At 31.9% G+C, this 21,175-nt stretch carries 18 protein-coding genes; 12 read left to right on the forward strand and 6 right to left on the reverse strand.

Annotated features, from left to right (window positions below; translation table 11 throughout):
* Positions 1–79 precede the first annotated feature (79 nt).
* On the forward strand, positions 80–1,069 hold the full coding sequence (locus CLOPA_RS03360) for a LacI family DNA-binding transcriptional regulator (protein ID WP_015614070.1): 990 nt from the start codon (positions 80–82) through the stop codon (positions 1,067–1,069).
* A gap of 308 nt (positions 1,070–1,377) precedes the next feature.
* On the opposite strand, the gene CLOPA_RS03365 is transcribed toward CLOPA_RS03360, so the two are convergent.
* Positions 1,378–2,778, reverse strand: a complete 1,401-nt coding sequence (locus CLOPA_RS03365) for a glycoside-pentoside-hexuronide (GPH):cation symporter (protein WP_015614071.1) — start codon at positions 2,776–2,778, stop codon at positions 1,378–1,380.
* 720 nt (positions 2,779–3,498) lie between these two features.
* On the opposite strand from CLOPA_RS03365, the gene CLOPA_RS03370 reads away from it, so the two are divergent.
* Entirely contained in the window at positions 3,499–4,665 is a 1,167-nt protein-coding gene (locus CLOPA_RS03370; protein WP_207637906.1) for a galactokinase, read from the forward strand.
* A gap of 32 nt (positions 4,666–4,697) precedes the next feature.
* Here the strand turns inward: CLOPA_RS03370 and galE are convergent, their stop codons facing one another.
* Positions 4,698–5,684: a UDP-glucose 4-epimerase GalE gene (galE, locus tag CLOPA_RS03375; protein ID WP_015614073.1), complete on the reverse strand. Its 987-nt coding sequence runs from the start codon at positions 5,682–5,684 to the stop codon at positions 4,698–4,700.
* 123 nt (positions 5,685–5,807) lie between these two features.
* The gene (locus CLOPA_RS03380; protein ID WP_015614074.1) at positions 5,808–6,836 is read right to left on the reverse strand and encodes a LacI family DNA-binding transcriptional regulator; all 1,029 of its coding nucleotides are present in this window, start codon (positions 6,834–6,836) and stop codon (positions 5,808–5,810) included.
* 239 nt (positions 6,837–7,075) lie between these two features.
* Between CLOPA_RS03380 and CLOPA_RS23545 the strand changes: the two genes are divergently transcribed.
* Positions 7,076–8,386: an NlpC/P60 family protein gene (locus tag CLOPA_RS23545; protein ID WP_015614075.1), complete on the forward strand. Its 1,311-nt coding sequence runs from the start codon at positions 7,076–7,078 to the stop codon at positions 8,384–8,386.
* Positions 8,387–8,487: 101 nt separating this feature from the next.
* On the opposite strand, the gene CLOPA_RS03395 is transcribed toward CLOPA_RS23545, so the two are convergent.
* Positions 8,488–8,679 carry a small, acid-soluble spore protein, alpha/beta type gene (locus CLOPA_RS03395; protein WP_015614076.1) on the reverse strand — a complete coding sequence of 64 codons (192 nt, stop codon included), beginning with the start codon at positions 8,677–8,679 and terminating at the stop codon, positions 8,488–8,490.
* A gap of 309 nt (positions 8,680–8,988) precedes the next feature.
* Here CLOPA_RS03395 and CLOPA_RS03400 point away from each other — a divergent pair, with 309 nt between their 5' ends.
* From CLOPA_RS03400 to dgoD, 6 genes are all read left to right on the forward strand, one after another.
* On the forward strand, positions 8,989–11,931 hold the full coding sequence (locus tag CLOPA_RS03400) for a sigma 54-interacting transcriptional regulator (protein ID WP_015614077.1): 2,943 nt from the start codon (positions 8,989–8,991) through the stop codon (positions 11,929–11,931).
* Positions 11,932–11,981: 50 nt separating this feature from the next.
* A complete protein-coding gene (locus tag CLOPA_RS03405) occupies positions 11,982–12,599 on the forward strand; it encodes a bifunctional 4-hydroxy-2-oxoglutarate aldolase/2-dehydro-3-deoxy-phosphogluconate aldolase (protein ID WP_015614078.1) in 618 nt (205 codons plus the stop codon).
* A gap of 12 nt (positions 12,600–12,611) precedes the next feature.
* Positions 12,612–13,082 carry a PTS sugar transporter subunit IIA gene (locus CLOPA_RS03410; RefSeq protein ID WP_015614079.1) on the forward strand — a complete coding sequence of 157 codons (471 nt, stop codon included), beginning with the start codon at positions 12,612–12,614 and terminating at the stop codon, positions 13,080–13,082.
* A 56-nt stretch (positions 13,083–13,138) separates the two neighbouring features.
* Positions 13,139–13,417, forward strand: a complete 279-nt coding sequence (locus CLOPA_RS03415; protein ID WP_015614080.1) for a PTS sugar transporter subunit IIB — start codon at positions 13,139–13,141, stop codon at positions 13,415–13,417.
* Between the two features lie 29 nt (positions 13,418–13,446).
* On the forward strand, positions 13,447–14,832 hold the full coding sequence (locus CLOPA_RS03420; RefSeq protein WP_015614081.1) for a PTS galactitol transporter subunit IIC: 1,386 nt from the start codon (positions 13,447–13,449) through the stop codon (positions 14,830–14,832).
* A gap of 362 nt (positions 14,833–15,194) precedes the next feature.
* The gene (dgoD, locus tag CLOPA_RS03425; RefSeq protein WP_015614082.1) at positions 15,195–16,340 is read left to right on the forward strand and encodes a galactonate dehydratase; all 1,146 of its coding nucleotides are present in this window, start codon (positions 15,195–15,197) and stop codon (positions 16,338–16,340) included.
* A 444-nt stretch (positions 16,341–16,784) separates the two neighbouring features.
* Here dgoD and CLOPA_RS03430 read toward each other — a convergent pair whose 3' ends face one another.
* On the reverse strand, positions 16,785–17,336 hold the full coding sequence (locus CLOPA_RS03430) for a helix-turn-helix domain-containing protein (RefSeq protein ID WP_015614083.1): 552 nt from the start codon (positions 17,334–17,336) through the stop codon (positions 16,785–16,787).
* Positions 17,337–17,449: 113 nt separating this feature from the next.
* Between CLOPA_RS03430 and CLOPA_RS03435 the strand changes: the two genes are divergently transcribed.
* Both CLOPA_RS03435 and CLOPA_RS03440 read left to right on the forward strand, forming a co-directional pair.
* The gene (locus CLOPA_RS03435; RefSeq protein ID WP_015614084.1) at positions 17,450–18,160 is read left to right on the forward strand and encodes an AzlC family ABC transporter permease; all 711 of its coding nucleotides are present in this window, start codon (positions 17,450–17,452) and stop codon (positions 18,158–18,160) included.
* Positions 18,157–18,474, forward strand: a complete 318-nt coding sequence (locus CLOPA_RS03440) for an AzlD domain-containing protein (RefSeq protein ID WP_015614085.1) — start codon at positions 18,157–18,159, stop codon at positions 18,472–18,474. Before CLOPA_RS03435 ends, CLOPA_RS03440 begins: the two co-directional genes overlap by 4 nt.
* 359 nt (positions 18,475–18,833) lie before the next feature.
* On the opposite strand, the gene CLOPA_RS03445 is transcribed toward CLOPA_RS03440, so the two are convergent.
* Positions 18,834–20,111, reverse strand: a complete 1,278-nt coding sequence (locus tag CLOPA_RS03445; protein WP_015613850.1) for an IS110 family transposase — start codon at positions 20,109–20,111, stop codon at positions 18,834–18,836.
* Positions 20,112–20,561: 450 nt separating this feature from the next.
* Between CLOPA_RS03445 and CLOPA_RS03450 the strand changes: the two genes are divergently transcribed.
* Positions 20,562–21,110 (forward strand): GNAT family N-acetyltransferase, encoded by a 549-nt coding sequence (locus CLOPA_RS03450; protein WP_015614086.1) that lies wholly within the window; start codon positions 20,562–20,564, stop codon positions 21,108–21,110.
* Positions 21,111–21,175 lie beyond the last annotated feature (65 nt).

The raw sequence follows: 21,175 nt of genomic DNA on the forward strand, positions 1-21,175 counted from the left end.
CATATTATTTATCTATAATTGAAAATAAATTTGTTTTGGGTAAAGTGTACTATATATAAGTAAGGAAGTGATTATATACATGGCTACTATTAGAGACATAGCCGAAGAAGCAGGAGTGTCTATTTCCACAGTATCAAGGGTATTAAATTATGATGAAACCTTATCTGTAAGTGATAGTACTAAAAAGAAGGTTTTTGAAATAGCAGAAAAACTTTCCTATGAGAAACGTTCAAATCATAATTCAGTTACTGCAAAGGTAGCTTTAGTGCATTGGTATACAAGAGAAGAGGAATTAGATGATCTATATTATATGTCCATTCGATTGGGCATAGAAAAGCACTGCAAGCATAATAATTTGGGAATAGTGGAGTTCTTTCAGAACAATTCAGATAAATTAAATAAGGAGAATATCCAAGGGATTATTGCAGTAGGTAAATTTAGTAAAAGTGAAGTGAATCTGTTTAAAGGTATAACAAAAAATATTGTATTTGTGGATTATTCTCCTGATGAAGATAATTTTGATGCTGTAGTAGTCAATTTTGAAAATGCAACAAAGAAAGTTATTGATTATTTTATAAAAAAAGGGCACGAAAATATTGGATATATTGGTGGAAAAGAAAGCTTTAAAGATGACAGAAATCTCATTGAGGATTGTAGGGAGACAACTTTTAGGTCCTATTTAACAGATAAAAAAATGCTTAAAGAAGAAAATATATATATAGGCAAATTTTCAGTAAATGACGGGTATACACTCATGAAAAAAGCCATCTCTGAAAAAGGAGATAATTTACCTACAGCTATTTTTGTGGGGAGTGATTCCATGGCTCTTGGATGTCTAAAGGCATTAGGAGAAGCAGGTGTCTCTGTACCGGAAAGAGTAAATATAATAGGGGTAAATGATATCAGCATTTCCAGCTATTTTTCACCTTCATTGAGTACTGTAAAAGTATATACAGAGATTATGGGACAGACTGCAGTAGATTTGTTAATGGAAAGATTTGAGGGTAGAACTGTAAGTAAAAAGATAGTAATATCCACTAAATTAAAAATAAGGCAGAGCAGTTTTTAATTATATATAATTCATATTTAATTAAAAAATTGGATATCTATAATATCCTTATTTATAAGTTTTTCCATAAAATTTACTAGAATCCTCTGGGATTTTTTTAATATTTTGTGCTTTAATTTCATTATGATTTTTAATAATAGTCTAAGATACATCCTTATATTTGGTTTACAAGGTTATCTTAGACTATTATTTTATACTTTTCTAATGGAAATTTAAGTTTATATTTGTAATGTTGTACATAGCTTTATTTTTTTAAATTAAACATACCAGATTCCATACACAACACAATATTGTGTTGTTGCTACAAATCAGCTATTTTTTCCCAATGCCACCTCTAAATTTTTTACTATTTCAGTGTGTTTCTTCTCTGTTAATTTAATTTTACATAAGAAGACAACAGCTGAGATAATCATTAATGCTCCTGGCAAATAAAAAGAATACATTTTAAATGTTGAAATGCCTTTAGCTGTTATATCACTTGCTTGTGCATTTCCAATCATACCACATGTTACCGATATGAAACCTACGATACCATTTGATAAAGCACCTGCGATTTTATCTAGCAATGGACGAAGAGATAAAGTTACCGCTTCGTTGCGAACTCCATTTTTCCATTGTCCGTATTCTACTGAGTCACTGATTGTCATCAATGCTGATAAGAAAATCAATTGATTTGGAAAATAGAAGAATGCTAAACCAATAACAACTAATACTAAATTTGATGATGCTGCGTTAAATAATAAATAGCCAATTAATATTGATAAAATACCAAATATATAGACGTATTTTCTTGAAATAAATTTAGTGATAATTGGAAAGAGCGGAACAGATATAATACCACAAATTGAAGACACGATACCTACAATTGAGAAAGCTGCAATGTTACCGATTACATATTGGAAGTAAAGCATTAATACGGCTGTTGTAGCTACATTGCCAATAGCAAACAAGAGGTATGATAATGCCAACCACATTAATTGGTCATTTTTAGCAAGTGCACTAAAGACATCTTTAACTGAAGTTTTTTCATTTTGTTGACGTAAAATACTATTTTTTTCTTTTGTGCCAAAAGCGGTAATCCAACTTGTAACACCGTAGATTAATGCGGCTATTACACCAAAAGCAAACCATCCGCTAGCTGCTTGCCCAGTGTGACCTGTAAACATTAAGGTAAAAAATGAAACGATAGGAATTACCGCTAATGTTGTTCCATTTGCTCCCAATGATGAAGCGAAACGAGCAAATGTTGCTATTTTTCCACGTTCTTGTGAATTCTCACTAAGTGCAGGAATCATTGACCAAAATGCTATATCTTTAAATGAATACGTACAATCTAAAACAATAAACACAATGATAAATAAAATTGTAAATAAAGTCTGGTTACTTGTCGCTAGTCCAAAGAAATTAGTAAATAGCATTGCCAGGCAAACTGCACTGATTGTCCCGCCAATACAAAGCCATGGACGGAATTTTCCCCATTTAGTTCTAGTGTTGTCGATAATACCACCAATAATTGGATCAAAGACAATTTCCACTAGTCGAATACCTACTACTAATGTAGTAACTAAAGCTATCATTTTAGCCTGAGTCGCCTTTGGAGCTCCTTCAAACATGGATTTTGTAACGAAAATCATGAAATATGTCGATAATGTCCCATAATAAATGTCATGTCCAAATGCACCTAGTGCATATGAAATTTTTTGTTTCATTTTTGTTTTCCCCCTTTATATTTTTTCGTTTTTTTGCTGCGAAATTTTATGCTTCTGCTAATTCTTTTTGGTTAACTTTACATGTTCCTTCGCCTAGGAATTCCCTGCTTTAAATATCTTGGAACCAGGAACAAGAGTAAGTCCAGAACCAACTTTCCAGACCATAATACTCATATTGTTGCTGTAAGCTTGAGCACTCATACCTACAAAATTGGTAGCACTTAAAAATGTTAATTTAATTTTCTTATTGATAGTAACTTGTTTAGTAAATGTTTACTAGAATAAATTACTAAAACTAAATTTATTCTATGTAATCTTTTACAAAAATTAAGAAAAGGTTTTCTATTGTTTCTAATATTACTTTATCAAATATTTTATAATATTGCAATAGTTTTCATAAAACGTTTTCTAAATAATTTTTATTGATAGAAATCATGCATATATAAATATATATATGTAATTTAACAATTGTGTAGATTAATATTGTCAAGTCATGCAATAAAGTAAAAAATATTTTTTAGTAAAAAACATAAATATTTTAGTAAAAAATATTTATGAAAACGTTTCTAAAAACTATTGCAAATATAACTTTTATTTGATAATATTATATAGAAAAGAAAAGGTTTTCTAATATTGATAAATCTATAATAATAAATTTTACTAAAATTTTAAGGTGTTATGTTTAAAAATAAGTATTTTATAAGTTTTTGGGGGGAGTCAATTATGGAAATAAATAATTTAAAGGAAAGATTTATAGAGATATATGGAGAAAAAAGTGAATTTAATTTTCTTTCACCTGGTAGAATTAACCTTATAGGAGAGCATATAGACTATAATGGAGGTCTTGTATTTCCATGTGCACTGGATTTTGGAACTTATGCTCTTGTGAAGATAAGAGATGATAATAAATTGAATTTTGCGTCTACGAACTTCGATTTAAAGACTAGTAGTGATGTAGGTAATTTATTATATAAAGAGGAAGATGATTGGGCAAATTATCCTAAAGGTGTTATCAAAATAATGCTTAATAAAGGCTATAAAGTAAAGGGAATGGATATACTTATAAGTGGAGACATACCTAATGGAGCAGGACTTTCTTCTTCAGCATCCTTAGAGGTGTTAATTGGTGTAATTGTAAATAATCTATTTAATGAAGGTAAAATAGATAGAGTTGAATTAGTAAAGATAGCACAACAGGCTGAAAATGAATTTGTAGGAGTTAATTGTGGGGTTATGGATCAATTTGCAGTGGGAATGGGTAAAAAAGATAAAGCCATCCTCCTAGATTGCAATAGTCTTAGCTATAAATATGCAGACGTAAAACTTTTAGATTATGCAATAGTGATAATAAATACAAATAAGAGAAGATCCTTAAATGAATCCAAGTACAACGAGAGAAGATCAGAATGTGAAGAGGCGCTGAAAATTATACAAAGGGAAAAGAAAGTAGAAAATTTATGTAAGCTTACACCAGCAGAATTTGATAAATTAGAATATCTGCTTAAGGATGAAAAAGTTAAAAATAGAGCAAAACACGCAGTATATGAAAATGATAGAGTTATAAGTGCTTTTGATAGTCTTAATAAAGGTGAATTAGAGGAGTTTGGAAGACTTTTAATAGAATCCCATGATTCATTAAAAAATTTATATGAAGTTACGGGGAAAGAGCTGGATGCTTTAGTAGAAGAAGCTTTAAAGGTCGAGGGATGCATTGGAGCAAGAATGACTGGTGCTGGTTTTGGAGGCTGCGCTATAGCTTTAGTTAAAAATGATAAAATAGGTGGATTTGCAGAGCAGGTAAAGAAATCTTACACTGATAGAATTGGGTATGAACCAAGCTTTTATTCCAGTGGAATAGGTGAGGGGACACATGAGATATTTGAATAAAAAATGAAGCACCGACTAGGTGCTTCATTTTATTATTTTTCATAACCATTTACATGATTTTTGTGCCAGTTCCAAGCTGTCTCAATTATTGTTTCCAGTGAATTATATTGAGGATTCCAACCTAATTCTTCAATGGCTTTTTCAGAGGAAGCTATAAGAGTGGCAGGGTCGCCAGCACGTCTAGGTGCTATTTCTGCTTTAATATCTAATCCAGTAACTTTTCTAGTAACATCAATTACCTCTTTAACAGAGAACCCCTTTCCGTTTCCAAGGTTGTAGATTCTGCTGTCACCACCATTTTCAAGTCTTTTTAATGCCAGAAGGTGAGCGGCAGCTAGGTCAGATACATGTATATAATCTCTTACGCAGGACCCGTCAGCAGTATTGTAATCATCACCGAATATCATTATCTTTTCTCTTTTATTAAGAGCTACTTGTAAAATTAATGGTATAAGATGACTTTCTGGTCTGTGATCTTCTCCTATTTTTCCATTTACATGAGCACCAGCAGCATTAAAATATCTTAGAGCAGTGTATTTTATGCCATAAGCTTTATCGCACCATTTCAATATTTTTTCTACTGCCAGCTTGGACTCTCCATAAGGATTAGTAGGGAATGTTTTATCGTTTTCCTGTATTGGAACGCTTTCTGGTTCCCCATAAGTTGCAGCGGTAGAGGAAAATACAATATATTTTACATTGTGCTTTTGCATAACCTGTAAAAGATTGATTGTTGAACCAACATTGTTGTTAAAATATTTTAATGGGTTTTCAACGCTTTCTCCTACTAAAGAGTCTGCTGCGAAATCTATAACTGCTTCAATTTCATTTTCAGAAAAAACTTTGTCAAGAAATTCTGTATCTCTCAAATCTCCAACATAGAGTTTCCCACCTAAAAGAGAATCTCTATGACCCTTCTGAAGATTATCAGCTATGACAACCTCTTTGTTATTTTCTAATAGATGTGTTACCATATGGCTGCCTATATATCCGGCTCCACCACAAACTAAAATAGCCATAATATACCTCCTAAAAATATGTTTTTTATTAGACGAATAGATAATTATTAAACTATAGAAAACCTTTTCTATATATAATTTTACCATATTCTCATTAATAATCAATGAATAAATTTAAAATGTTTATACATTTACCTTACTGCAGCTGCCTCTTATAACTAATTTAGTATCTAAGATTATTTTAGTCAATTCTTTGTCATCATTTCTTATTATGTGAAGGATTCTGTTTGCTGCATTTTCTCCTAAAGCATACATATTTTGATCCACTGTTGTAAGTTTCGGTTCTACTAAACTGGAAACTAATATGTTATCAAAGCCAATAATGGATATATCCTCAGGTACATTAAAATTAGCTTTTTTACAGGCATTCATAACACCTAAAGCCATCAAGTCATTACAAGTAAAAAATGCTATTGGAGATTTATCTTTAATTTTTTCTAGTCTTTTAAAAATTATATCCATAGTATTTTCTACGGTATCATTGCTATTTCCTTCACCTATATTAATAATTTTTTTGTTCTTCAGTAATTTATTTTCTTTTAATACTTTTTTATAAACTGCTTCTTTTAAGTCATAAGAATAACTTTTTTCACCACGTATAAATATTATATCAGTATGACCTAAATCTATCAGGTATTTCATTGCCTGTTCAGCACCACTTGCTTCATCGTTCAATACAAAATTGCAGTTAACTCCTTCATTATATCCATTAACACATACCAAAGGAATACTTTTACTTATATCTTCATAAAAACCATTATCCATATTTTCTGTCTTTGGATCAATAGAAATTATTCCATCAACTTGTCTCCCAAGTAATGACTTTATGTAATCTATTTCTTCTTCTGGTTTATCATCTGTATCACAGAGATAAATTGAATATTCATTTTTTCGAAGTATGCCTTCTATGCCCTTGATTACAGTGGGGAAGAAAAGGTTATTTATACTTGGAGTAACTACTCCTATAGTTTTTGTATTTTGATTAACTAAAGATCTGGCTAATATATTAGGACTAAAGTTTAATTTCTTAATTGCTTTTTCTACTCTTTTTCGAGTTTCACTTTTAACGGGGTAATTATTATTTATAACCCTTGAAACTGTAGTCATTGATACGTTTGCTTCTTTAGCTACATCTTTAATATTGATTTTCATAGCGAACCTCCTAATTAAGCCTGGAGCAAAAGGTGGAAATTTGTTATTTTATTAAATTATACTATTTATTTAAGTTATAGTATAGGGTTAAAACTTAGCAGTAATTAAAGACAAAGAATGTATTATAATAATTTAAGCATTATTTTAAAAAATTGTGAATTCTATTAAAAAAGTGAAAAAAATAACTTAAAATTTGGTATAATTAACGGAAATATTATATTAAATAGGAGTAATTTGTCATGATAAAAATTAAAAAGATTTTTTGGGGATCAGCTATCAGCATAGTTTTAATCTTATTTAGCGGAAATAAGGTACATGCAGCAGATGATTCTATAATTTGGAAGCTGCATACTGCCACTGCTTTGGAAAAAACGGATAGTAATTGGAGTTTTGACATGGGCGATTACAATAAAGATGGAAAGCCTCATTTATACGTGATAAAAAAACTTGGACAAACATCTACAGAAGTACATATTTTAAATGACAGTAATAATTATCAGTCTTTTCTACTTCATACAGGTACGGCTTTGCAGAGAACTGATGGAAATTGGGAATTCAAAGTTGGCGATTATAATGGTGATGGAATACCTGATCTATATTGTATAACAACTCAAGGAAGAACCTCTACAGAAGTACATATTCTGGATGGAAGGACAAACTTTCAGACATTTTTGTTACATGCTGCTATACCTATAGAAAGAAACAATAATAACTATGATTTCGAACTGGGAGATTATAATCATGATGGAAAGCTTGATTTATACTGCATAAAGAGACAGGGGGCAACTTCCACAGAAGTGCATATTTTAAATGGCAGTAATAATTATCAATCCTTTTTACTGCATACAGCTACAGCTCTAGTTAAAACAGATACTAACTGGGACTTTGGTGTAAATGACTACAATAACGATGGAACTCTTGATTTATATATTATAAAAAAGCAGGGAGCAAGTTCTACAGAAGTACATATTTTAAATGGACAGAATAATTTTCAGTCATTTATTTTACATACTGCAACACCTTTAGAAAAAACCGATGTAAATTCTCAATTTATAATCGAATCTGGTATTCTTAATGTATATGATATAAAAAAACAAGGGGCGGTTTCTACAGAAGTTCATGAATTTGGATACAGTAATCAGTCTGCAATAACTAATCAGCCTTTAGCAAGTAATCAGTCTGATCTAGGAGATCAGATTGTAAACTATGCAAAGAAATTTATAGGACTTCCCTATGTATATGGGGGATCAACGCCTGCAGGTTTTGATTGTTCCGGATTTGTCCAATATGTGTATGCCAATAATGGAGCATATAATGTTCAACTTCCAAGGACAACCTATGACCAGATTAATGCAGGGACAGCTGTGGATAAATCAAACTTGCGTCCTGGTGACTTAGTATTTTTCGGAAGCGAATCAGCACCGTACCATGTTGGTATATATGTAGGGTCAGATCAATTTATAGAATCTCCTAATACAGGTGCGGCTGTGAGAATCTCTACACTAAGTACAAGAACAGATTTCTGTGCTGCAAGAAGGATAATTAAATAAATGTACCTCAGGGGTGTAAAATATAGGGAAAATGGAAATTACTACACCCCTGGGGTGTAAAATATGGAAAAAAATGAAAATATTACACCTCTAAAGTGCTCTTATTTTTTATCAATTAAATTTTCTTCAAAAGTCTGTACTGCATTTTTAGTGAAATTTCCAATTTCAGCTCCACCTACCATACCACAAACCTTGGAACTAACATTACTCCAATCTCCATCTTTAGGCTTTTGTATTCCTAATTCTTTAGCTTGTTCTGATTTACTATTAAGTTTATTTATTTTCTCATCCATTTATATTCTCCTCTCAATAATTTCATATACATTAATAGAAATTCAAATTTAGTATCTGCTTTTTTATCTAAATTATTATGGTAATTATATTGTAAATTCAATAAAAATATAAAGAAAAAATAGGGGATGAGTTATGTTTTTTTATTCTTGTATGGTGAAAATTAATACTTTATTATAAGTATATAAAGTATTAACGTTTACAAAGCATTTGTATATATCAATTTAATAACTAGCATATATTAATGAGTTAAATTACATATAAAATATAAAAGATGATAAATTATATACAAAAAATGAAGGTGGTAAATTATGGAGACTAGTATTGAAAAAATAATGGATTCAGAAGATAAGAAAAATCCCTATACTGATGACGAAATAGCAAAACAGATGGGAATATCAAGGGAAATAGTAACCCAATACAGAAAACTTAATAAAATTCCGGATTCAAGGCAGAGAAGAAGAGAAATCATATTAAAAGATGCATGGGAAATCATGAAAAAAGATAGTAATATATCAGATAGAGCATTTACAAGAGAATTAAATGATAGAGGGTACAAATTATCAAGATATACAGCAGTGGAAATAAAAAGAGAAGCTGCTGAACTTTTAGAAGATAGTGCTGAAATTGTAGATGAAGACAATTATATTAAATCTCAAGAAAACGTTATCTCAGAAAAGGATAATTTAGAAAAAACTAATGATGCCTTTGATTGTATTATAGGAAAGGAAGGCAGCTTAAAGCTTCAGATAAATCAGGCTAAGGCGGCAATTCTATATCCTCCAAGGGGACTGCATACTTTATTATTAGGTCCTTCTGGTGTTGGAAAAAGCTATATGGCTGAAGTGATGTATAATTTTGCAAGGACCACAAAAAACTTTTCGAGTAATGCACCCTTTGCGGTATTTAATTGTGCTGATTATGCAGATAATCCCCAGTTATTATTATCACAATTATTTGGACATGTAAAAGGTGCTTTTACTGGTGCAGGAGAAGGTAAAAAGGGAATGGTAGAACTTTGTGATGGTGGTATATTATTTCTGGACGAGATTCATAGACTGCCTTCCGAAGGACAGGAAATACTCTTTTATCTAATAGATAGAGGCAAATTCAGAAGACTGGGAGAAACGGAGCTCACCAGAGAAAGTAAATTGATGATTATTGCAGCTACTACTGAAAGTCCAGAAGGGTCTTTGCTTTTAACTTTTAGAAGAAGAATACCCATGATAATTGAAATACCTTCTATTAATGATAGATCCTACAGGGAAAGATTTGAGATAATAAAAAATTTCTTTTTAAATGAGAGTATAAGACTAGGTAAGGACATATTGGTGGCAAGGGATGTTATAAAATCCTTTATGATATATGATTGCCCCGGTAATATAGGGCAGCTTAAAAGTGATATTCAGGTATGCTGCGCAAAGGGATTTCTTCATTCAACTCTTAATAATAAAGAAAAGGTAAAGGTAAATTTTAAAGATGTACCGGATTATGTTAAAGAGCAGGTATTGAATTCCAATATAAAGGATAGAGAATTAGAAAAATATACTTATGAGGATATAATAGTTTCTTCAAAGGGAATTGAGGTATTACGTAAGGAACAATATAATTCTGTAGATAAGGATAACATTTATCTGTTCATTGAAGAAAAATATAGAAGGTTGAAAGAAGAAGGCCACAGTGACAGGGATATCAATAAAATAATAGGCAGCCAGGTGGAAGAAGAACTTGTAAGATTTGCTTCAGCAGTGAAATTTTCTTCTACAGATATACAGGAGCTTGTGGATATTGTTGGTAAAGACATATTATCCATTATAGAAGATATTTTCGGCTTGATTAAAGAAAATATACCTGGTATACAGAGAAAGGTAATATATCCTCTGGCAATCCATCTGAAATCTGCCTATGATAGAGTATTAAATACACATAAAATAGTCAATCCCAATTTGGAAATGGTTAAAAAAGAGTATAGAAAAGAATATAATGTTTCTTCAAAGATTACCAAATTAATAGGTGACAGGCTAAATGTAAATTTTCCAGAGGATGAAATAGCTTTTATTGCCATGTATTTAAAACATTTTCAGCATAAAAATAAACTGCAAGTCCATGGAAGAGTTGGTGTAATAGTATTGTCTCATGGAAGAGTAGCCTCTGGTATGGCAGAGGTTGCCAATAGGTTATTGGGTGTGAAACATGCTGTTGGACTGGAAATGGAGCTTAGTGATTCACCAAATATAATGCTTGAGAAGACTATAAAGCTTGTGAAAAAGGTGGATGAAGGTAAAGGATGTATTCTCCTGGTGGATATGGGTTCACTAACAACCTTTGGAGATATAATAACTGGAAAAACCGGTATTCCAACCAGAGTCATAGGCAGAGTTGATACCTTGATGGTGCTGGAATGTGTAAGAAGAGCTCTGCTTCCAGAGGATACCTTAGATAGCATTGCAGATGAAATAGATAATAAGAATTATATCAGCAGGGGGTTAAATATAGATACTAAAAATAAAGCTAAAGCAATAGTTACTTTATGTATAACAGGAGAAGGGGCGGCAGAAAAGGTAAAAGAATATATGGAAAACTATTTGGAGGATAGTGTTAAGGATATTGATATTATACCTTTAGGCTATATGAATAATGAGAATGTAAATACAACCATAGATAGAATAGGAAAAAATAAAGAGATTTTAGCCATAGTTGGTACTATAAACCCGGAAATTAAGGACATACCTTTCATATCTGTGGAAAATGTAGTGACAGGTACAGCTTTAAATACTTTAAACAGACTTATCAACAAGAAAGATATATTAAAAAACAGGCTGTCAAATATAATTCCTGAGGAGTTTATTTTTCCACAGGAAAATTATAAATATAAAGATGAAATCTTAGACAATATGACCAAAAGACTTATTGAGGCTGATTATGTAGATGAAGGTTTTCTGCTAAGTGTATACAAGAGAGAGGCGTTGGGAGCCACTTATTTAAAGGGCGGAATAGCCATTCCTCATGGCGACAGTAAGTTCGTTACAAAACCAACCATAGCAGTTACTAAATTGGCCACACCTATAAATTGGGATGGTGTAAACAATGTGGATTTAATTTTTATGATTGCTCTTAAAGAAGATTCCAAAGATTATTTTGAGCAGCTATATAGGGTAATATCAGCCAGTGAGAGCCTTTCAAAAATTAGAGAAGCTAAAAATAAGAAAGAAATAATGGATATTTTATTTGAAAATACAATATTAGCCATATAATTGGCATCATAGTTGCTATATATAATAGTGTAACCAAGGAGGTGAAATAAATGAATACAAAAAACTTTCCAAAAGTCACTATTATTTTACGGGGCTATACTTACAGCCAGGCAGAAACAGTTATTAAGGCATTATTACAAAGTAAAGTGAATTCAGTAGAAATTACAATGAATACTGAAAACGCTATAGACATGATTCATGATTTTCATAAAAAATATGGAGATAAAATTCACATAGGGGCCGGTACTGTTACTACCTTAGAAAATGCAAAAAAGGCAATTAATGCAGGAGCTGAATTTATCCTTTCACCAGTTTTATTATCTAAAGAAATAATAGACCATTGTAAGGAAAACTCAGTAATAACAGTGCCAGGAGCAATGAGCCCTACAGAAATATATAAGTCCTTTGAAGATGGGGCTGATATAGTAAAGGTTTTCCCAGCGGTGGAATGCGGCAGCAGATTTTTTAAAGATGTTAAAGCACCATTAGGTGAATTGCCTTTAATGGCAGTAGGAGGCATTAATAAAGAAAATGCAAGAGAGTTTTTCACTAAGGGAGCAGATTTCCTCGGAATAGGTTCCGGTGTATTTAATAAGGATGATGTATTGAAGGAAAATATAGAAGGACTAATAAAATCCTTAAAAGAATTTGAAGAAAAGATAGGTTAGAGGGTGTAAAAGATGAGTGGTGAAGTTCATTTTTCAAAAGATTTGGTATTTAAGAATTTAGAATTTAAAGATAATATAGAGGCTTTAAGGTTTTTGGCTACAAAACTTTGGGAAAAGGGTTATGTAAAAAAGGAATATGAGAAGGCTATTTTAGACAGGGAAAAGGATTATCCAACGGCACTGCCTTCCATAGATGTTAAAATAGCAATACCCCATGCAGATCATAAATTGGTAAACAAGGCAAGTCTAGCTGTGGGAGTATTAAAAAATCCAGTGGAATTCAGAGCCATGGATGATCCTGATAAAAAATTAAATGTAAGTATTATAATTATGCTGGCCCTTAGTGAACCTCATGGTCATATTGAAATGCTTCAGAAAATAGTAAAGCTTATACAAAATTCTGAGTTATTAAGACAAATAGTTAAAGCTTCTTCAGATGAAGAAATTATTGATGAATTGACACCATATCTTATAGCAAATTAAAATCTAAAAATAATAAATATAATTAAATTAGCGAAAAAATATTAGGGGGAATTAAAGTGAAAAGAGTATTAGTAGCATGTGGAAACGGAATAGCAACATCAACAGTGGTGGCAACTAAAATCAGAGAGGCCTGTGAAGATGAAGGTTTAAATATAGCAGTAACTCAATGTAAACTTTTAGAGGTAGAGTCAAAGGTTACAGATTATGATTTGTTAGTGACTACAGGTAAATTTGAGGGTGAAGCTGTAAACGTTCCAGTTATAGGAGCCATGTCATTATTAACAGGCTTTGGAGAGGAAGAAACAATAGAGGAAATTGTAAACGCACTAAAATAAGATAAATTTATGGATTAGGAGGTCTTATAATGATATTTTTTCAGGCATTTAATATACTACTAAAGGCAGGAGCTACTGTCATGCTCCCACTTATTATATTTGCCATAGGACTTGTATTCAGAGTAAAACCTGCAAAGGCATTTAGATCAGGACTTACAGTAGGTATAGGCTTTGCAGGAATTAATCTAGTAATAGGTCTTCTTTCATCAAATCTTGGACCGGCAGCACAGGCTATGGTAAAAAATATTGGAATAAGGCTGGATGCATTAGATGTAGGTTGGGGTGCCATAGCAGCAATAACCTGGTCATCACCTATAATTGCTATTTTAATATTTGTTATATTGCTTAGTAATATAGTCTTACTCATATTGAAGAAAACCAATACACTAGATGTTGACATATGGAATTATCATCATATGGCTATAGTTGGAATAATGACTTATTTTGTTACAAAGAATGTTGCCCTAGGAATAGCTGCAACTATATCAATGGCAGTAATTACATTTAAGATGTCAGATTGGACTGAACATTTTGTAAAGGATTACTTTGGGCTGCCTGGAGTATCTCTTCCAACGGTATCAGCCCTATCATCACTAGTAGTAGCAGTACCTTTAAACATGATTTTGGACAGAATTCCCGGTATTAATAAAATTGATTTTGATATAAAGGATGCTAAAAAATATCTTGGTTTCTTTGGTGAGCCAATGATTATGGGACTTATTTTAGGGGGAGTTATAGGAGCTCTTGCAAAATATGATATAACTAAAATACTTTCTATAGCTGTTAATATGGCAGCAGTAATGGTACTTATTCCTAAGATGACTTCATTATTTATGGAAGGCTTAATGCCAATTTCAGAGGCAGCAAAGAAATTTACTAAGACTAAATTTAAGGGAAGAAAATTCCTCATAGGTCTAGATGCAGCAGTAGTAGTTGGAAATGCAGAAGTTATAACTACATCTCTTATAGTAATACCACTTACTATAGCTCTAGCAGTAGTTCTGCCAGGTAACAGAGTACTCCCCTTTGCAGATCTAGCAGTTGTTCCCTTTAGAGTAGCTTTGGTAGTAGCTCTCACTAGGGGTAATCTGATAAAGAATATAATTATAGGTCTTGCGTGTACAGGAGCAATATTACTGGCAGGAACCAAGACAGCACCAGTACTTACAGAGCTTGCAAAATCCACTGGAATAAATTTATCTATGGCAGGTGGTGCACTTATCTCCTCCTTTGCTGCAACAAGTTTAACTGTAAGCTTTATAGTATTCGAAGTGTTTACAGGAAATATAATATTTACAGTGCCTATATTTATTGCAGCATTTGCAGCAATATGGTTCTACATTGATGTAGTTTATAAGAAAAAACAGGATAAAAAATTAGCAGAAAGTGAAAATAAAAGTCCAGTTTTAGAATAAGCTATTTTATCCGATGACTAGTTGCTGTAATATTCCAATATAAAGGCGGAGATAACAGCCACAGGTCCCGGGATAATTCATCTAAACTTAGTGGGAATAAGTAAGATTCATTGACTATTAGCCGTTGTAATTGTAAATTTCTAAAAATATGATAACCGTAGCATATCCATGGATGATTTATTTAAGCTTAATGATATCAAGGTAGGCAATATTAGATGATGTGCATGGTTAAGCTTGAAATAACAATGGCTATTTATAGGTAAATATTTATAAATATGGATTAAAAATGCTTTAACAATATGAGAATTAAATTTTTAAAATAAATAATAGGATTTTAATATGGTTCTGGAGGTATATATTAAATGAAAATAACAGGATTAAAGGTATACAAAATAAAACCAAGATGGATATTTGTAAAGATAAGTACAGATGAAGGTATTGAAGGCTGGGGAGAATTGATCTCAGGTACAAAAACTGAAACAGTAGTAGCTGGAGCCAAGGAAATGGGAGAATATCTTATAGGCAGAAATCCTTTTGAAATAGAGAGATTGTGGCAGGAATTGTACCGCTCTTTCTTTAGAGGTGGTCCAATTAACATGACAGTAATATCAGGAATAGAAATGGCACTATGGGATATTAAGGGTAAATACTTTAATATACCTGTATATGAATTCCTGGGAGGAGCAGCAAGAGACAGACTAATGGTATATTCCTGGATAGGAGGGGACAGACCATCAGAAGTTGTTAAGGAAGCACTGGACAGAAAAAATAGAGGCTTCCAGGCAGTAAAAATGAATGCTACGGAGGAATTACACTATATAGATTCCTTTAAAAAAGTGCAGTCAGTAGTGGACAGAGTTGCATCTATTAGAGAAGAAGTAGGTTATGATCTCAACATAGGAGTGGACTTTCATGGAAGAGTTCACAAGCCAATGGCAAAGGTACTGGCAAAAGAATTGGAGCCGTATAAGCTAATGTTCCTTGAAGAGGTTGTACTGCCAGAAAATGAAGAAGCCTTTGCAGAGGTGGCAAAATATACATCTACGCCGCTGGCTACTGGGGAAAGACTGTGTACAAGGTGGCAATTCAAAAATATCTTAAAAAGCGGAGTTATAGATATTATTCAGCCGGATCTTGCACTGACAGGGGGTATTCTTGAAGCAAGAAAGATAGCTGCCATGGCAGAATCATTTGATATAGCAGTAGCTCCTCATGCACCTTATGGGCCTATAGCTCTTGCTGCAACTCTGCAAATGGATGTGTGTACACCAAACGTATTTATACAGGAACAGAGTCTTGGAATACACTATAATAAAGGTTTTGATCTTTTAGATTTCGTGAAAAATAAAGAAATATTCCAATACAAAGATGGCTATGTAGACATACCTAAGAAACCAGGACTTGGACTAGAAATTGATGAAGAGTTTGTAGAAAAGATTGCACTGGAGGGTCTGGTATGGACAAATCCTAAGTGGAAAAATTATGATGGAACTATAGCTGAATGGTGATGGCTTGAGCTGAAAATTCTGTTTCTATGAAAAAAAGGTTTAACATTGAGTTTAATTTTATTATCAGTGTTAAATCTTTTTTTTATAAACAACTAAAAATAAACTATGAAAGAAAACTATTTTAATATATGTCTGTACCCAGCAGCCTGAGCTTCTTGTTCTGTTCTAAACCATTGACTAACGTGGGTAGTTCTATCGTAGTAGGGATCACCAGGAAGATGATATATTTTAGTGCCTTTATTGTCTATATGCCCTTTAATTAATGCCTGTTCGTTTGAAGAAGAAGCTTGTCTTGCTGACGCGTTTGAGTTTGCATTATTCTGAGCAGAAGCTTGTGTATTTGGTGCAGTTTAATGATGTTAAATGTATGAGACCTAATATAAAAAAATTATTGATTATATTGCTAAAGAAAAGTTTTGGAAAAAATTATATACCAATGGAGTGCTATAAATAATAATGATTTATGATGACCATTTCAACTATAGAATCAGAATTATTTATGTACCTGTGAGGTTTGGAAGAATCAAATTGTATAGAATCTCCCTTGTCTAAAATATATTTTTTATCTTCAGTATCTAGTATAAGTTCTCCTTTAGAAATAAGTATATATTCCTCACTTTTTTCCCCATGTCCTTCAGAATAATAGGAGCTATTTACGTCCAGTGCAGCAGTAAATAGTTCAAAATTTCTTTTATTATTTGTTGAGAAATAATTATAGACTCTATAATTACCATTTTCACTAAGTTGTTCTGAAGTATCTTGTTTTTTTACTAAAATTGCATTTGATATATGTTCATCAATAAGATTTGTATAGGGTATTTTTAAACCTTTTGATATTTTCCATATGGTATTAATTGTAGGATTTGATTCTCCACGTTCAATTTGTCCAAGCATAACTTTACTCACCCCTGAAAGTTCTGAAAGTTTACTTAGGCTTAGTTTTCTTTCTCCTCTCAATCTTTTCAAGTTCGAAGAAATAATTGAATTTAAATTCATTGTGATGCCACCTCTTGACAAATTTAATAAATACTTATATATAATTATAGTAAGTTATAACGTACAATATATTTATTATATCATACAAATATTAAAATTATAAGAGGTAAATTATGATTAACGAAAAAGAGTGTTTTTCAGGAAATTCTTTATTTTTTCAAGGTATAAAGGACTGTATTCCAACAATATTCGGGTATTTAAGTATAGGTTTTGCTTGTGGTGTTGTAAGTAAATCTTGCGGAATGACAATTTTACAGATTGTTGCAATGAGTACTTTTATATATGCAGGCTCCTCACAATTTATAGCTGCAAGTATGATATTATCACTAGTATCTGCGCCAAGTGTAATATTAACAATATTTTTAGTGAATTTAAGACATCTGCTTATGAGTGTATCAATTGCACCGTATTTTAAGGGGAATTCACTTCTAAAAAATTTTATCTCTGGTATTCTTTTGACAGATGAAACATTTGTTTTAGCATCGTCAAAGGGCAGTAGTAAAAATAGAATTAATTACAAATGGATGCTTGGAGTTAACATAACTGCATATTTAAATTGGATATTTGCTACCTTTCTAGGTGCTTCCTTTGGAAGTTTAATATATAATTATAAAGCATTTGGTTTAGATTTTGCACTTCCAGCTATGTTTATAGGACTTTTAATATCCAGTATAAAAGAACAGAGAAATAAAAAAAATTCTATAGTTATTATTTTTTCAACTATTATTATTCTAATAGCACTAATTGAGTTTATCTCAGTAAATACAGCAATAATGATAGCTTCAATGGCTGGAGCTATTATAGGGATGGTGACAGATAAATGAATACTTATATATGGACAATAATTATAGGTGGGGCTATAGTTACAATATTACCCAGAATACTGCCTGTAATGTTTATTTCTAAAATCAATTTAAATGATAGAATATCTAAATTTTTTAAATTTATTCCTATAGCTATTTTGTCAACTTTAGTAGTATCAGAACTTTTTATTGTTAATAACAAAGTGGGTATAAATACATATGAAGCAGTAGCAGTAATTCCTACAGTGATAATAGCGATAAAAAAGAATAATTTACTGCTGACCGTTATAGTAGGAGTAATTTCTCTGGCCTTATTGAGGATGATATTTAATTAGAGGTTGGATGTAAGCTGATCTATATAATGATATTTTTAAAATAAATTATAGGCTATATAGAATAATAATGAAAATAGTTCTTCTTATTTAGTGGGATTGCTTGCTGTGGGAAATGCAGTAATACAAGCTTTATCAATAGCAATTGATGCTTATGATAATGATTAGATATAATATGAAACTAATTATGTGTTAATATATTGGTAATTAACAGCAATTTAAAGATGATTTATAAACAATGTATGAAGAGCAATTTGGTAATATGTCAAGAACAAAATGAAAAGAAAAAGAAATGATTTTGAAAAAAATGGGTAACCTTAACAAGCATACGTCAAACTTAGAACGTATGTTCGCAAAACTATTTATTTATCTACCCTATTTGAAGAGTAGAGTTGATTTTTAGCCAGCAATCCAAAAATCAAACGAATCAATTTACGAGATGTTAGTGCGAGTGCTCGTTTATGCTGATGTGTAGTTACTTCAGCAAATTTCTTCTGATAGAATTCTTGATATTCAGGAATATATCTTACGATACTTCCAGCAGCTTCTATCAGATAATAGCGCAAATAACGGTTGCCTGCTTTGTTCATTGGTGTGTTTTCAGCCTTAAAACCACCAGATTGATTTTCCTTCCATACGATGCCAGCGTATTTAGCAATGGCATTGTTATTAGGGAAAGCATGAACACTACCTAATTCTGAAAGAATGCCACTAGAGTAAACAGGGCCGAACCCAGGTATTGACATTAAAATTTGGTATTCAACGGGGTTCATTCCCATAACTGCTTTTTCAATAGCCTTGTTAATAGCTTTAAGTTCTTTCTCAAAAGCCTGAATACAATTAAAAGAGCAGGCAATTGAGGTTGTTAAAGGCTCATACAAACATTTATCAAGGCGGTATGAATTACGTGCAGCCTGCTGCAGAATTTCAGCAGTCATCTGTGGATTGGAAATCCGCTTGCGACTTTTTTTATTGACGAAGTCAACAAGATCTTCAATTGAAGTATTTGCAATATCTTCAGAAGAAAGAAAATCTGTCAATATAGATGACGCAGTAGCACCATATTTATCAGAAAAAGGATGATCATCACCCTGTAACAAAGCAAATTCACTAAACTTGAGAAATACATTGGATAACATGTAAGTCTTTTCTCTGGTTAAGCATTCAACAATATGAAGCCTGTGTCTTGTAAGTCTTTGCAGAGCAAGATATTGAGAACCCCGCCAGGGTTCAGTATGAATTCTGCCAACTCTTGCAAAATCAGCAATAACAAAAGAGTCAATGCTGTCATTTTTATCAAGAGAATTGAAGGAATCTTTGTAGTTAGCAACTTCCTTAGGGTTTAAGCAGTAAACATAAGGCTTGTAAGGCATAAGTCTTTCACTTGAAGATAAAAAATTGGCAATATGTACTCCGTAAAAGGAAGTAGATTCTAAGCCGATTATTACAGTTTTAAAAGTGTTCTTTTCTAACACTTTAACAAGCATGGATTCTAATTGTTCTGCACCAAATTGTGTATTAGGAACAGGCTCCATTTTAATCAAGAATTCTTGATCAAAATTAATAGCAGAGACAACATTTTGTCTCGCACCAATATCGATACCAACAAATAGAGTTGATAAGTAATCTAATTTCTTCATGAAATCACCACCTTTCAAAAATAATGAGGAAATTAGAAAGGAATTATCCTAATCCAAAGTACTGACTGCAACCTCGCGTAATTAGCATTTATCCAGACGAAAAACCTTGCTGGTGGCTACGAAAGGATATGCAACATTTGTGTAAGCAGAATATGATACTTTGGTCAGGCTGCAAGCTTTCTAGGCAATAACAATAAGTTTTGCAGGAGAGATAATGCAGTAACCTTTGCTAAAGTTCCATAAGGACTATTTTAGCATTAGGAAATCCTTTGATAAATAGTAAGTTAAAATGTATAGATTTGAAAGTTAAAGAATCAGCAATATTGAATTGGGAGAATCCCCATTAGAAAAATAGAGATGCTTTCTTAATCTATACAAAATATAAAAAATAAATAAGTCTATAACAGTTATTTAACTGACTATAAACTTATTATACGAGGAGAGTTCTATATGAAAAATTTAGGAACGAAAACCATAGAAACTAAAAGACTTATATTACGGAAGTTTACACTATCAGATGCCGATGATATGTACAAAAATTGGGCAAGCGATGATAAGGTAACCAAATTTTTAACTTGGCCCACCCACACAGATATAGAAGTAAGTCGTAGAGTAATTGATACATGGATAAAAGACTATTCCAATGATAAAAACTATCAATGGTGTATTGAACTCAAAAACACAGGAGAAGCTATTGGTAGTATTGGTGTAGTTGACTGTAAAGAAAATATTGAAGCTGTGGAAATAGGTTATTGCATTGGTAGTAAATATTGGAATCAAGGTTTCACTTCGGAAGCATTTAAAGCTTTAATACAATTTTTCTTTCAGGAAGTAGGTGTTAATCGTATAGAGTCAAGACATGATCCACTTAATCCAAATTCGGGGAAAGTAATGCTGAAATGTGGTTTAAAATACGAGGGAACAAGGATAAAAGCAGATAGAAATAATACGGGAATTTGTGATGTGGCAATGTACGGAATAATAAACCCGAGAGTATGAGCGCAATCTTTATTATATTATAATTAAGTGATAAAACTGAAATTGATTTAAATGATGTAGGTTCA

This window comes from Clostridium pasteurianum BC1 (assembly GCF_000389635.1).
GTDB classification, from domain to species: Bacteria; Bacillota; Clostridia; order Clostridiales; family Clostridiaceae; genus Clostridium_I; species Clostridium_I pasteurianum_A.